At 56.6% G+C, this 13,247-nt stretch carries 11 protein-coding genes and 1 other RNA gene; 9 read left to right on the forward strand and 3 right to left on the reverse strand.

Features of this window, described 5'->3' with window-relative positions; translation table 11 throughout:
- The first annotated feature begins 136 nt into the window (after window positions 1-136).
- Entirely contained in the window at window positions 137-796 is a 660-nt protein-coding gene (gene rpiA, locus H7R58_RS04485; protein WP_106926107.1) for a ribose-5-phosphate isomerase RpiA, read from the forward strand.
- Between the two features lie 264 nt (window positions 797-1,060).
- On the forward strand, window positions 1,061-2,293 hold the full coding sequence (gene serA, locus H7R58_RS04490) for a phosphoglycerate dehydrogenase (RefSeq protein WP_106925751.1): 1,233 nt from the start codon (window positions 1,061-1,063) through the stop codon (window positions 2,291-2,293).
- A 368-nt stretch (window positions 2,294-2,661) separates the two neighbouring features.
- Here serA and H7R58_RS04495 read toward each other — a convergent pair whose 3' ends face one another.
- From H7R58_RS04495 to zapA, 3 genes are all read right to left on the reverse strand, one after another.
- Entirely contained in the window at window positions 2,662-3,258 is a 597-nt protein-coding gene (locus tag H7R58_RS04495; protein WP_106925755.1) for a 5-formyltetrahydrofolate cyclo-ligase, read from the reverse strand.
- A gap of 20 nt (window positions 3,259-3,278) precedes the next feature.
- Window positions 3,279-3,462, reverse strand: a non-coding RNA gene (ssrS, locus tag H7R58_RS04500) — 6S RNA.
- Window positions 3,463-3,503: 41 nt separating this feature from the next.
- Complete coding sequence (gene zapA / locus H7R58_RS04505; protein ID WP_064542733.1) at window positions 3,504-3,833, reverse strand: cell division protein ZapA; 330 nt, start codon at window positions 3,831-3,833, stop codon at window positions 3,504-3,506.
- Between the two features lie 158 nt (window positions 3,834-3,991).
- Between zapA and H7R58_RS04510 the strand changes: the two genes are divergently transcribed.
- The 7 genes from H7R58_RS04510 to gcvP all read left to right on the forward strand — a co-directional run bounded on the left by H7R58_RS04510 (window position 3,992) and on the right by gcvP (window position 13,232).
- Complete coding sequence (locus H7R58_RS04510; RefSeq protein ID WP_106925757.1) at window positions 3,992-4,570, forward strand: YecA/YgfB family protein; 579 nt, start codon at window positions 3,992-3,994, stop codon at window positions 4,568-4,570.
- A gap of 52 nt (window positions 4,571-4,622) precedes the next feature.
- The gene (gene pepP, locus H7R58_RS04515) at window positions 4,623-5,939 is read left to right on the forward strand and encodes a Xaa-Pro aminopeptidase (RefSeq protein ID WP_182930052.1); all 1,317 of its coding nucleotides are present in this window, start codon (window positions 4,623-4,625) and stop codon (window positions 5,937-5,939) included.
- The gene (gene ubiH, locus H7R58_RS04520; protein ID WP_106925761.1) at window positions 5,936-7,114 is read left to right on the forward strand and encodes a 2-octaprenyl-6-methoxyphenyl hydroxylase; all 1,179 of its coding nucleotides are present in this window, start codon (window positions 5,936-5,938) and stop codon (window positions 7,112-7,114) included. The genes pepP and ubiH overlap by 4 nt, the downstream gene beginning before the upstream one ends.
- Window positions 7,115-7,132: 18 nt before the next feature.
- The gene (ubiI, locus tag H7R58_RS04525) at window positions 7,133-8,335 is read left to right on the forward strand and encodes an FAD-dependent 2-octaprenylphenol hydroxylase (RefSeq protein WP_182930053.1); all 1,203 of its coding nucleotides are present in this window, start codon (window positions 7,133-7,135) and stop codon (window positions 8,333-8,335) included.
- Window positions 8,336-8,727: 392 nt separating this feature from the next.
- Complete coding sequence (gcvT, locus tag H7R58_RS04530) at window positions 8,728-9,822, forward strand: glycine cleavage system aminomethyltransferase GcvT (RefSeq protein WP_182930054.1); 1,095 nt, start codon at window positions 8,728-8,730, stop codon at window positions 9,820-9,822.
- Window positions 9,823-9,848: 26 nt separating this feature from the next.
- A complete protein-coding gene (gene gcvH / locus H7R58_RS04535) occupies window positions 9,849-10,238 on the forward strand; it encodes a glycine cleavage system protein GcvH (RefSeq protein WP_052281990.1) in 390 nt (129 codons plus the stop codon).
- A gap of 120 nt (window positions 10,239-10,358) precedes the next feature.
- Window positions 10,359-13,232 (forward strand): aminomethyl-transferring glycine dehydrogenase, encoded by a 2,874-nt coding sequence (gcvP, locus tag H7R58_RS04540; protein ID WP_182934633.1) that lies wholly within the window; start codon window positions 10,359-10,361, stop codon window positions 13,230-13,232.
- Window positions 13,233-13,247: the final 15 nt, after the last annotated feature.

Raw genomic sequence — 13,247 nt, forward strand, 5'->3', positions numbered from 1 at the left:
ACTTTGCTGTGATACCTGTCACAGGCTGGAGCTGTTGTCCGGCGGGCGTACGCAGAGGTTTACCCGCAGGTCGAATTATGATTGAGATATGTTCTATAATGCGCGGCAGTTGATGACACCACAGGCGAAAACGATCATGACGCAGGATGAACTGAAAAAAGCAGTAGGCTGGGCGGCACTTCAATACGTACAGCCGGGTACGATTGTCGGTGTAGGCACGGGATCTACCGCGGCGCACTTTATTGACGCGCTGGGCACGATGAAAGGACAAATCGAGGGCGCGGTCTCAAGCTCTGATGCCTCTACCGAGAAGCTGAAAAGCCTCGGCATCACCGTTTTCGACCTGAACGAAGTTGACCGTCTGGGCATCTATGTGGACGGCGCAGACGAAATCAACGGCCACATGCAGATGATCAAAGGCGGCGGCGCGGCCCTTACGCGTGAGAAAATTATTGCATCAGTAGCCGATAAATTTATCTGTATTGCCGATGCCTCTAAGCAGGTTGATATTCTGGGTAACTTCCCGCTGCCGGTGGAAGTGATTCCGATGGCGCGCAGTGCCGTCGCGCGCGAACTGGTGAAGCTTGGTGGCCGTCCGGAGTACCGTCAGGGCGTCGTCACCGATAACGGTAACGTGATCCTTGATGTCCACGGTCTGGAAATTCTGGACGCTATCGCGCTGGAAAATGCTATTAACGGTATCCCGGGCGTCGTGACCGTCGGGTTGTTTGCGAACCGCGGTGCGGATGTGGCACTGATTGGTACGGCTGATGGTGTGAAAACCATTACTAAATGATCTGATATAGGGGAAGCATAAATTCCCCTATTTTTTTTATTGAGGCTGTATTCGGTGACTTGTGTCACATTTCACTCTCCTGCCTGATTAACATCCCACGTTTATCCAGTCGCTTAGCATTTTATGCTGGCTTTTTCCTCTGCGTGAGCCTTCTTCATGACGCCGACGCAAACGTTCATATTGCCGCAATAATTTTTTTTGATATGTTGCTTAGGTGAACTTTCGTTCACCACAACATCAGTAAAACAAAGACGGGACGGGGAAATGGCTAAGGTATCACTGGAAAAAGACAAAATTAAATTTCTGCTGGTTGAAGGCGTGCACCAGAAAGCGTTGGATAGCCTTCGCGCAGCAGGTTACACCAATATCGAATTCCACAAAGGCGCGCTGGACAGCGAGCAGCTGAAGGAATCTGCCCGTGATGCCCATTTCATTGGTCTGCGATCCCGTACTCATCTGACAGAAGAAATTTTTGCCGCCGCTGAGAAGCTGGTGGCGGTAGGGTGTTTCTGCATCGGCACCAACCAGGTTGACCTGAAGGCGGCCGCTCAGCGCGGCGTGCCGGTATTTAACGCGCCGTTCTCAAATACCCGTTCCGTGGCGGAGCTGGTCATCGGCGAGCTGCTGCTGCTGCTGCGCGGCATTCCGGAAGCGAACGCCAAAGCGCATCGCGGCGTATGGAACAAACTGGCTGCGGGCTCCTATGAAGCGCGCGGTAAAAAGCTGGGGATCATCGGCTACGGCCATATCGGCACCCAGCTGGGTATTCTGGCAGAATCGCTGGGGATGCACGTCTATTTTTACGATATCGAAAGCAAACTGCCGCTGGGCAACGCCACCCAGGTGCAGCACCTTTCTGACCTGCTGAACATGAGCGATGTGGTGAGCCTGCACGTGCCGGAAAACGCCTCGACTAAAAATATGATGGGCGCAGAAGAACTGGCGCTGATGAAACCGGGTTCGCTGCTGATCAACGCCTCTCGCGGAACCGTGGTTGAGATCCCTGCGCTGTGTGACGCGCTGGCGCGTAAGCACCTGGCTGGGGCGGCCATTGACGTCTTCCCGACCGAGCCGGCGACCAACAGCGAGCCGTTTACCTCGCCGCTGTGCGAGTTCGACAACGTTATCCTGACTCCGCACATTGGCGGTTCAACCCAGGAAGCGCAGGAGAACATCGGTCTGGAAGTGGCGGGTAAACTGATTAAGTACTCCGATAACGGCTCGACGCTGTCTGCCGTTAACTTCCCGGAGGTGTCGCTGCCGCTGCACGGTGGTCGCCGTCTGCTGCATATTCACGAAAACCGCCCGGGCGTGCTGACCGCGCTGAACCAGATTTTCGCGGAGCAGGGGGTTAACATCGCGGCACAGTACCTGCAAACGACTCCGCAGATGGGTTACGTGGTTATCGATATTGAAGCCGAAGAGGACGTGGCGCAGAAAGCGCTGCAGAGCATGAAGGCGATTCCGGGCACCGTTCGCGCGCGTCTGCTGTACTGATTTTCCCGCACTGATAAAACGGGCAGGCCATTGGTCTGCCCGTTTTTTTTCGCTTTTTTGCAACGCGTACATTCACTTTACGCGCCTCGCCGCAAACGGTGATTAAAGGCGCCGCCGCACATTGTGTCTTAGCAAAAGGGATTTACGATGGGGGCTCAGCATGGGGCTGAAACGGCAAAGCCCCTACCGAAGCAGGGGCCTTGAAAGGAAAGGGACAATGATGAGACTTGTCATCATACTGCTGATTCTGTTAATCATCGCTTCGCCAGCATATTAACAGTATGAACGCAGGAGGGAGGTTCGCCTCCCTCACCCTTTACCGAGGAATTTAGGTCAAAAAAGAATCGATGTCAATCGGCAGAAAATGCTTACCACTGCCACACTTTCGACGGTGTGACCACGGCGGGTAGGGGAATATCCCACTCTTCAATCGGCAATGCGTCAACTAACTGACAATCGTGGGCATAGCCGACGGGCTGGATGCCATGCTGACGCCAGTTTTGCAGCGTACGGTCGTAAAAGCCACCGCCCATCCCCAGCCGCTGTCCTTGTTGATCAAAGGCGACCAGCGGCGTAATCAGCACATTCAGTTGATCGAGCGGTAGCACATCGCGCACGTCGAGCTTTGGTTCCCGAATTTTCAGGCGGTTGACCACCAGTTCGCTGTGCGGATGATAATGCAGAAACAGCAGGTTACCGGGGCTGAACGGATGAAGCACCGGAAGGTAGACCCGTTTACCCGCGCGCCACAGCTGCTCAATAAGCGGCTGTGTGTCGAGTTCGCCATCAAAAGACAGAAACAGCGCCACGGTTTTTGCCATCACAACCGGAGGCCATGCCATCATGCGATCGGCAGCCTGTTCGCCGTACAAAATTTGTTGCTGGAGCGTGAGCGCACGACGACGTTGCCGGATGACCTGGCGAATATGTTGTCGGGAGTTTTGTTGCTCAGATGAGTGCGTCATAAGACCGGGTAGGTAGAAGGGGAATCTCCGAGATGCCGCCGCAGGCTGTAACCCTTGAACCCTTGGTTCAAGGTGAATGCGTCGTCACAGTTTTAAGGCTTCTCGGACGGACCGAGCATGCTCACCAACCGTGGAGCGCCACATTCTTGTGGTATGAAATATCGGCTCAGGGGACTGGCCCGCTTGCGAACATCTCAGAGAAATTTTGTCTTCACAGTCACTCTACCACAGTAAACTGCAAAGTGTTATTCAAAGTTGGGTGCAGACTTATCGGATATGCGACCCTGGTCAAGCAATGCCTGTTCAATGGTCTGTTGAAGCATCCGAATGCGCTGTTCCATGCTTGAAGCATAGTCACGCGTCTTTGCCCTTTCCTGAGTTAACTCGTAGCTGATGTTCAACGCGGCGATGAAAACCAGCTGCTCAGTATTTGTGACTCTAGTGCGTTCTTTCAGATCTTGCAACCGCTGATTCAGATCGTCCGCGGCCTGATTCAAAGCATCTCTTTGTTCAGGCGGGCAATTCACACGTAGTGAACGGCCAAAAATTTGGATATCGACGGGTTGTGCAGACATGCCACCTTCCTGCTGATTGACTGCGCGTCCTTCACTCTCAGGATGTGAAGGGGCGACACTATAGCTACCCTGGTAAGAAGATACAAGCCCTTTTCTGGTGTCTCCAGGGTCCAAAGTGGTAGCATACCATGAATTCCACCCAACAATGACGAATGCGCATGTCTATACAGAACGAAATGCCTGGTTACACCCTACTGAACCAGCTGTTAAACCAACAAGGGGTAGGCCTGACGCCTGCGGAAATGCACGGTCTGATCAGCGGTCTGCTCTGCGGCGGAAACAAAGATAGCTCATGGCAGCCGCTGGTTCACGACCTGACTAACGAAGGACTGGCGTTTGGCCACGAGCTGGCCGAATCGCTGCGTTCCATGCATTCAGCGACCAGCGACTCGCTGGAAGATGATGGCTTCCTTTTTCAGCTTTATCTGCCTGACGGCGATGACGTCAGCGTCTTTGACCGCGCCGATGCGCTCTCTGGCTGGGTGAATCACTTCCTTCTGGGGCTGGGCATGGTGCAGCCGAAGCTGGATAAAGTGAAAGGTGAGACGGGCGAAGCGATTGACGATCTGCGTAATATTGCACAGCTTGGCTATGAAGAAGATGAAGATCAGGAAGAGCTGGAAATGTCGCTGGAAGAAATTATCGAATACGTTCGCGTAGCGGCGCTGCTGTGCCACGATACCTTCACGCATCCGCAGCCGACGGCCCCGGAAGTCCAGAAGCCAACATTACACTAATCATAACACCTGCTCTGCATGTCGGAGCGCGAAGGGATTGAAAGGAGATGTCATGACACAGCAAGCGTTTCTCCGCCGCCGTCAGCAACTGCTGGCGCAAATGAAGCCTGGCAGCGCGGCGCTGATTTTTGCCGCGCCAGAAGTCACGCGTAGTGCGGATTCTGAGTATCCTTATCGCCAGAACAGCGATTTCTGGTACTTCACGGGCTTCAATGAGCCGGAAGCCTTGCTGGTGCTGATTAAAAGCGATGACACCCACAATCACAGCGTGTTGTTCAACCGTGTTCGCGATCTGACGGCAGAAATCTGGTTCGGCCGTCGCCTTGGGCAGGATGCCGCGCCGGAAAAACTGGGCGTAGACCGCGCGCTGGCGTTCAGCGAAGTCAACCAGCAGCTGTTCCAGCTGTTGAACGGCCTCGACGTGATTTATCACGCGCAGGGCGAATACGCCTGGGCGGATGAGATAGTCTTCACCGCGCTGGATAAGCTGCGCAAAGGTTCGCGCCAGAACCTGACCGCGCCGGACTCGATGATTGACTGGCGTCCGATGGTGCATGAAATGCGCCTGTTCAAAGACGGCGAAGAAATTGACATCCTGCGTCGCGCCGGGGAAATCAGCGCGCTGGCGCATACCCGCGCGATGGAAAAATGTCGCCCAGGGATGTTTGAATACCAGCTCGAAGGCGAGATCCTGCACGAGTTTACGCGTCATGGCGCGCGCTATCCGTCCTACAACACTATCGTGGGCGGCGGTGAAAACGGCTGCATTCTGCACTACACCGAAAATGAATCGGAGCTGCGTGATGGCGATCTGGTGCTGATTGATGCTGGCTGTGAGTACAAAGGCTATGCCGGCGATATCACCCGGACCTTCCCGGTAAACGGTAAGTTTACGCCTGCCCAGCGCGCTATCTACGATATCGTGCTCGCATCGCTGTACAAATCGCTGGAGCTGTATCGCCCCGGTACGTCCATTCAGGAAGTGACCACGGAAGTGGTACGTATCATGATTACCGGTCTGCAGAAACTGGGGATTCTCCACGGTGAAGTCGACCAACTGATTGCCGACAATGCCCACCGCTCGTACTTTATGCACGGTCTGAGCCATTGGCTGGGGCTGGATGTGCATGATGTAGGTGCGTACGGCGCAGAGCGTTCCCGCGTGCTGGAGCCGGGCATGGTACTGACCGTTGAACCGGGTTTGTATATCGCGCCGGATGCGGACGTCCCGGCGGAGTATCGCGGCATTGGTATTCGTATCGAAGACGACATTCTGATTACCGAAAACGGCAATGAAAACCTCACGGCCAGCGTGGTGAAGGACGCCGATGCTATCGAAGCGCTGATGGCGGCGGCGCGCCAGCCATGAGCCTGATTATTGTCGGCGGCGGGATGACCGGCGCGACGCTGGCGCTGGCGGTATCGCATCTGACGTCGGGCCGTCTGCCGGTGCACGTGATTGAAGCGGCAGATATCAACGCCGCGCGGCATCCGGGCTTTGACGCTCGGGCCATCGCGCTGGCGGCGGGAACCTGCCAGCAACTGTCGAAGATCGATCTCTGGCAGGCGATTGCCGACTGCGCCACGCCGATAACCACCGTTCATGTGAGCGACCGTGGCCATGCCGGGTTCGTCACGCTGGACGCGGCCGATTATCGGCTGGCTGCGCTGGGCAACGTGGTCGAGTTGCACGAAGTCGGGCTGCGATTGTTTAGCCTGCTACGCAAGGCGCGCGGCGTCACGCTACATTGCCCCTCGCGGGTGACGCAGGTTGAGCGCCGTGCCGACGGCGTCAGCGTTACGCTCGATAATGGTGACACGCTACACGGCAAGCTGCTGGTGGCCGCTGACGGTTCACGCTCTATGCTGGGCGAACGTTGCGGCATTCACTGGCAGCAAGAGCCGTATAACCAACTGGCGGTGATTGCTAACGTCACCACCGCTGTTGCACATCAGGGGCGCGCATTTGAACGCTTTACTGAATACGGGCCGCTGGCGATGCTACCGATGTCGCAAAACCGCTGTTCGCTGGTGTGGTGCCACCCCCGCTCGAAACATGATGAGGTATTGGGCTGGTCCGACGCGCGCTTCTGCGACGAGCTGCAGCGCGCGTTTGGCTGGCGCTTAGGCCGTATTACCCACGCGGGGGCACGCAGCGTTTATCCGCTATCGTTGACCACCGCTACACGCACGGTGTCCCATCGTCTGGCGCTGGTGGGGAACGCCGCGCAGACGCTGCATCCGATCGCCGGGCAGGGCTTTAACCTTGGTCTGCGTGATGTGATGACGCTGGCGGAGAATCTGGCGCAGGCCAACGCTGCTCACGCAGATATCGGCGATTATGCGCTGCTCTGCCAGTATCAGCGCCAGCGGGCAGAAGATAAAGCCGCTACCATTGGCGTAACCGATGGGCTGGTGCACCTGTTTGCTAACCGCTGGGCGCCGCTGGTTGCGGGGCGCAATGCGGGGCTGATGGCGATGGAATTATTTACCCCTGCACGCGATGTGCTGGCGCAGCGGACGCTGGGCTGGGTCGCCCGTTAAGAGCTGTAAGGAGTTAATGTGCAAAGTGTTGATGTTGCCATCGTAGGCGGTGGTATGGTTGGGCTGGCGGTAGCCTGCGGTTTACAGGGCAGCGGCCTGCGGGTGGCGGTGCTGGAGCAATCGCTGCCGCAGGCGCTCGCCGCCGATGCGCCGCCTGCGCTTCGCGTGTCCGCTATTAATGCCGGCAGCGAAAAGCTGCTGTCAAAGCTCGATGTCTGGCAGGCGATTGTCGCGCAGCGTGCCAGCCGTTATCACGGCATGGAAGTGTGGGACAAAGACAGCTTTGGCCGCATTGCGTTTGACGATCGCAGCATGGGCTACAGCCATCTGGGACATATCGTTGAAAATGCGGTTATCCATCACGCGCTGTGGCAGAAAGCCGAGCGCAGCGCGGATATCACGCTGATGGCCCCCGCGGAACTGCAGCAGGTGGTCTGGGGCGAAAACGAAGCGTTTTTGACGTTGAAAGACGGCGGAATGTTGACCGCGCGTCTGGTGGTGGGAGCCGATGGCGCCAACTCCTGGCTGCGTAGTAAAGCCGATATTCCGCTGACCTTCTGGGATTATCGCCATCATGCGCTGGTCGCCACCGTTCGTACAGATGCCCCCCATGAAGCCGTTGCGCGCCAGAGCTTCCACGGTGATGGTATTCTGGCCTTCTTACCGCTCAGCGATCCCCATCTTTGCTCGATTGTCTGGTCGCTGTCGCCGGAAGAGGCGCAGCGGATGCAGCAGGCTGACGAAGCTGAGTTTAACAAAGCGTTGAATATCGCCTTCGATAACCGTTTAGGGCTGTGCCGCGTGGAAAGCGAGCGTCAGGTCTATCCGCTTACCGGTCGCTACGCGCGGCAGTTTGCCGCGCACCGTCTGGCGCTGGTGGGTGACGCCGCGCACACCATTCATCCGCTGGCCGGGCAGGGTGTGAACCTCGGCTTTATGGATGCCGCCGAGCTGATTGACGAGCTCAAGCGCCTGCATACGCAGGGGAAAGATATCGGCCAGCATTTCTATTTGCGTCGCTATGAGCGCAGCCGTAAGCATAGCGCTGCGCTGATGCTGGCGGGAATGCAGGGCTTCCGCGAGCTGTTTGCCGGTGAAAACCCCGCGAAGAAGCTGCTGCGCGATATTGGCCTGAAGCTCGCGGATACGCTACCCGGCGTCAAACCGCAGCTTATTCGTCAAGCGATGGGCCTGAATGACCTGCCGGAGTGGCTTCGTTAAGTCGCTCACACTTTTACTCCCGGTGGTTCTACCGGGAGCCTTTCCCCTCATTTGAAAAATTCTAATTTCACCTCTTTTTTCGCATTAGATTTATTAATCCGTCATTTTTTATGTTACGGGAAAGTCGCCCTGTTTTTCGCAGGAAATATTATCTTATGCTGAATTATTAACCATTGTTGTTAATTAAATGTGGTGTAATTCGCTTTTTACCAGTTGATTCCTCTGTATGCTTTTTCTCGCCTTTTAGCCATAAGCTAATGTGATGCCCCTTTTTTCATGATGGTTTACCACGGTGTTCGGTGGTAAGTTCAGGGAAAAGAGAACGTTTGCGTCGGTGCCTGGACAGGCGTCGGCGTTGGGTTTTGTGGTGCGATATATTCAACGAGGACATGATGGCTCAACAAACGCCTTTGTATGACCAGCACGTGTTATGTGGCGCGCGCATGGTAGATTTCCACGGCTGGATGATGCCGCTGCACTATGGATCGCAGATTGATGAGCATCACGCGGTGCGTACCGATGCCGGGATGTTCGATGTGTCGCATATGACCATCGTTGACCTACACGGCCCGCGCACCCGCGAGTTCCTTCGCTATCTGTTGGCAAACGACGTCGCGAAGCTGACTAAGCCGGGCAAAGCGCTCTACAGCGGCATGCTAAATGCGTCAGGCGGCGTGATAGATGACCTTATCGTTTACTACCTCACCGATGATTTCTTCCGCCTTGTTGTTAACTCTGCCACTCGCGAAAAAGACCTCTCCTGGATTACCCAACACGCTGAACCCTATGCCATTGATATCACCGTTCGTGACGACCTGTCGCTGATCGCGGTGCAGGGGCCGCACGCGCAGGAAAAAGCGGGCACGCTGTTTAGCGACGCGCAGCGCCATGCGGTTGAAGGCATGAAGCCGTTCTTTGGCGTGCAGGCCGGTGACTTCTTTATCGCGACGACCGGCTATACCGGCGAAGCTGGCTATGAAATTGCGCTGCCGAAAGAACAGGCGGCAGATTTCTGGCAGCAGCTGGTTCAGGCGGGCGTGAAGCCATGCGGGCTGGGCGCGCGCGATACGCTGCGTCTGGAAGCGGGTATGAACCTCTACGGTCAGGAAATGGATGAAAGCGTTTCCCCGCTGGCGGCTAACATGGGCTGGACCATTGCCTGGGAGCCCGCTGACCGCAACTTTATTGGTCGCGACGTGCTGGAACTGGAGCGCGAAAAAGGCACCGAGCAGCTGGTTGGTCTGGTGATGACCGAGAAAGGCGTACTGCGCGGCGAACTGCTGGTACGTTTTACCGATGCGAACGGCAATGCGCGCGAAGGTGTGATCACCAGCGGGACTTTCTCGCCAACCTTAGGCCATAGTATTGCGTTGGCTCGCGTCCCGGCAGGGATCGGCGAGACGGCGATCGTGCAGATCCGCAACCGCGAAATGCCGGTCAAAGTGACAAAACCTATTTTTGTGCGTAACGGCAAGGCCGTCGCGTAAGCCCTTTTTATTCTGGAGATTTTTTGATGAGCAACGTACCAGCAGAACTGAAATACAGTAAAGAACACGAGTGGCTGCGCAAAGAAGCGGACGGCAGCTATACCGTTGGCATTACCGAGCACGCGCAGGAATTACTGGGCGATATGGTCTTCGTTGACCTGCCGGAAGTGGGCGCGACCGTTAGCGCGGGCGACGACTGTGCGGTAGCGGAGTCCGTTAAAGCGGCATCCGACATCTATGCGCCAATCAGCGGTGAGATCGTTGCCGTGAACGACGAACTGGGTGACTCGCCGGAGCTGGTCAACAGTGAACCGTATGCGGGCGGCTGGATCTTCAAGATCAAAGCCAGCGACGAAGCGGAAGTGGCCGCGCTGCTGGATGCGACCGCATACGAAGCATTATTAGAAGACGAGTAAGGTTGTGCCGGATGGCACTGCGTTTATCCGGCCTGCATCGTGTAGGCCCGGTAAGCGAAGCGCCACCGGGCAGGTCAGTTAGACAATCACGATTCACCGCACGTTTCAGGAACATCGCACATGACACAGACTTTAAGCCAGCTTGAAAACCGTGGCGCGTTTATTGAACGTCACATCGGGCCGGATGCCCAGCAGCAGCAAGAGATGCTCAAAACGGTTGGCGCGGATTCATTAAACGCACTGATTGGACAGATCGTGCCGAAAGATATCCAGCTTGCTACGCCGCCTCAGGTAGGTGACGCCACCACAGAATTTGCCGCGCTTGCGGAGCTGAAGGCGATTGCCGGTCGTAACAAGCGCTTTAAGTCGTACATTGGCATGGGCTATGCGCCTGTACAGCTGCCGCCGGTGATCCTGCGTAATATGCTGGAAAACCCGGGCTGGTACACCGCCTATACGCCGTATCAGCCGGAAGTGTCGCAGGGCCGTCTGGAAGCGCTGCTGAACTTCCAGCAGGTAACGTTGGATCTCACCGGTCTGGACATGGCTTCTGCCTCCCTGCTGGATGAAGCGACCGCCGCAGCTGAAGCGATGGCAATGGCTAAACGTGTGAGCAAGCTGAAAAACGCCAACCGTTTCTTTGTGGCGGCAGACGTTCATCCGCAAACGTTGGACGTGGTGCGCACCCGTGCGGAAACCTTCGGTTTTGATGTGATTGTCGACGATGCCGACAAGGCGCTGGAACATCAGGATGTCTTCGGCGTGCTGCTGCAACAGGTTGGTACGACCGGTGAAGTGCATGATTACAGCGCGCTGATTGCCGAACTGAAATCCCGCAAGGTGGTGGTCAGCGTCGCGGCTGGCTTTATGGCGCTGGTGCTGTTAACCGCACCGGGCAAACAGGGCGCAGACATTGTCTTCGGCTCTGCTCAGCGCTTCGGCGTCCCGATGGGCTACGGCGGCCCGCACGCGGCATTCTTTGCCGCGAAAGATGAATTCAAACGCGCCATGCCGGGCCGTATTATCGGCGTATCGAAAGATGCGGCGGGCAATACCGCGCTGCGCATGGCGATGCAGACCCGTGAGCAGCATATTCGCCGCGAGAAAGCGAACTCCAACATCTGCACCTCGCAGGTACTGCTGGCTAACATTGCCAGCCTGTACGCGGTCTATCACGGCCCGGTGGGCCTGAAGCGTATCGCGAACCGTATTCATCGTCTGACCGATATTCTAGCCACCGGCCTGCAGCAAAAAGGGCAGAAGCTGCGCTATGCGCACTTCTTTGACACGCTGTGTGTGGAAGTGGCAGACAAAGCCGCGGTCCTGGCGCGTGCGCAGGCTGCGGAAATCAACCTGCGTAGCGATATTCATAACGCAGTGGGCATCACGCTGAATGAAACGACCACCCGCGAAGACGTACTGGCGCTGTTTAGCGTGATCCTTGGCGACAACCATGGTCTGGATATCGACACCCTCGATAAAGACGTGGCGCTGGATAGTCGCTCAATTCCGCAGGCGATGCTGCGTGACGATGCGATCCTCGGCCACCCGGTCTTTAACCGCTACCATAGCGAAACTGAGATGATGCGCTATATGCACTCTCTGGAGCGTAAAGATCTGGCGCTGAACCAGGCGATGATCCCGCTGGGTTCCTGCACGATGAAGCTGAACGCCGCGGCGGAAATGATCCCGATCACCTGGCCTGAATTTGCCGAGCTGCACCCATTCTGCCCAATTGATCAGGCCGAAGGTTACCATCAGATGATCGGTCAGCTTTCCGAGTGGCTGGTGAAACTGACCGGCTACGACGCGCTGTGCATGCAGCCGAACTCCGGTGCTCAGGGCGAGTATGCGGGCCTGCTGGCGATTCGTCACTACCACGAAAGCCGCAACGACGGTCATCGTGATATCTGCCTGATTCCAAGTTCGGCGCATGGTACTAACCCGGCCTCCGCGCAGATGGCGGGGATGCAGGTGGTGGTCGTGGCCTGTGATAAAAACGGTAACATCGATCTGGCGGATTTGCGCGCGAAAGCAGAGCAGCACGCGGCAAACCTGTCCTGCATTATGGTGACCTATCCGTCCACCCACGGCGTCTATGAAGAAACGATCCGTGAAGTGTGCGAAATTGTGCACCAGTTCGGCGGCCAGGTTTATCTCGATGGGGCGAACATGAACGCCCAGGTCGGTATCACCTCTCCGGGCTTTATTGGCGCGGACGTCTCGCACCTCAACCTGCACAAAACCTTCTGCATTCCGCACGGTGGCGGCGGCCCGGGTATGGGCCCTATCGGCGTGAAAGCGCATTTGGCGCCGTTCGTGCCGGGCCACAGCGTGGTGCATATTGAAGGTATGTTGACCCGTCAGGGCGCGGTATCCGCTGCACCGTTCGGCAGCGCGTCCATTCTGCCCATCAGTTGGATGTACATCCGCATGATGGGTGCGGAAGGGCTGAAACAGGCAAGCCAGGTGGCGATCCTTAACGCCAACTACATTGCTACGCGCCTGAAAGACGCCTACCCGGTGCTGTATACCGGCAGCCAGGGCCACGTGGCGCACGAATGTATTCTGGATATCCGCCCGCTGAAAGAAGAAACCGGCATCAGCGAGCTGGATATTGCTAAGCGCCTGATTGACTACGGTTTCCATGCGCCGACCATGTCCTTCCCGGTAGCGGGCACGCTGATGGTCGAACCGACTGAATCGGAAAGCAAAGCCGAGCTCGACCGCTTTATTGACGCGATGCTGGCGATTCGTGGTGAAATTGACCGCGTAAAAGCGGGTGAATGGACGCTGGAAGATAACCCGCTGGTCAACGCGCCGCACACGCAGAATGAGCTGGTGGCGGAGTGGAACCACGGCTACAGCCGTGAACTGGCGGTCTTCCCGGCGGGCGCGGCGAACAAGTACTGGCCGACGGTGAAACGCCTTGATGACGTTTACGGCGACCGTAACCTGTTCTGCTCCTGTGTACCCATGACTGAATACCAGTAATTATTTGATTGCACT

This window comes from Klebsiella sp. WP4-W18-ESBL-05 (genome assembly GCF_014169075.1).
GTDB lineage: Bacteria > Pseudomonadota > Gammaproteobacteria > Enterobacterales > Enterobacteriaceae > Kluyvera > Kluyvera ascorbata_B.

Bases quoted from the DNA above. Each gene is read 5' to 3' on its own strand.
- rpiA (WP_106926107.1), top strand. From the start codon at position 137: ATGACGCAGGATGAACTGAAAAAAGCAGTAGGCTGGGCGGCACTTCAA.
- serA (WP_106925751.1), top strand. From the start codon at position 1,061: ATGGCTAAGGTATCACTGGAAAAAGACAAAATTAAATTTCTGCTGGTT.
- H7R58_RS04495 (WP_106925755.1), bottom strand. From the start codon at position 3,258: ATGACGCACTCATCTGAGCAACAAAACTCCCGACAACATATTCGCCAG.
- zapA (WP_064542733.1), bottom strand. From the start codon at position 3,833: ATGTCTGCACAACCCGTCGATATCCAAATTTTTGGCCGTTCACTACGT.
- H7R58_RS04510 (WP_106925757.1), top strand. From the start codon at position 3,992: ATGTCTATACAGAACGAAATGCCTGGTTACACCCTACTGAACCAGCTG.
- pepP (WP_182930052.1), top strand. From the start codon at position 4,623: ATGACACAGCAAGCGTTTCTCCGCCGCCGTCAGCAACTGCTGGCGCAA.
- ubiH (WP_106925761.1), top strand. From the start codon at position 5,936: ATGAGCCTGATTATTGTCGGCGGCGGGATGACCGGCGCGACGCTGGCG.
- gcvT (WP_182930054.1), top strand. From the start codon at position 8,728: ATGGCTCAACAAACGCCTTTGTATGACCAGCACGTGTTATGTGGCGCG.
- gcvH (WP_052281990.1), top strand. From the start codon at position 9,849: ATGAGCAACGTACCAGCAGAACTGAAATACAGTAAAGAACACGAGTGG.
- gcvP (WP_182934633.1), top strand. From the start codon at position 10,359: ATGACACAGACTTTAAGCCAGCTTGAAAACCGTGGCGCGTTTATTGAA.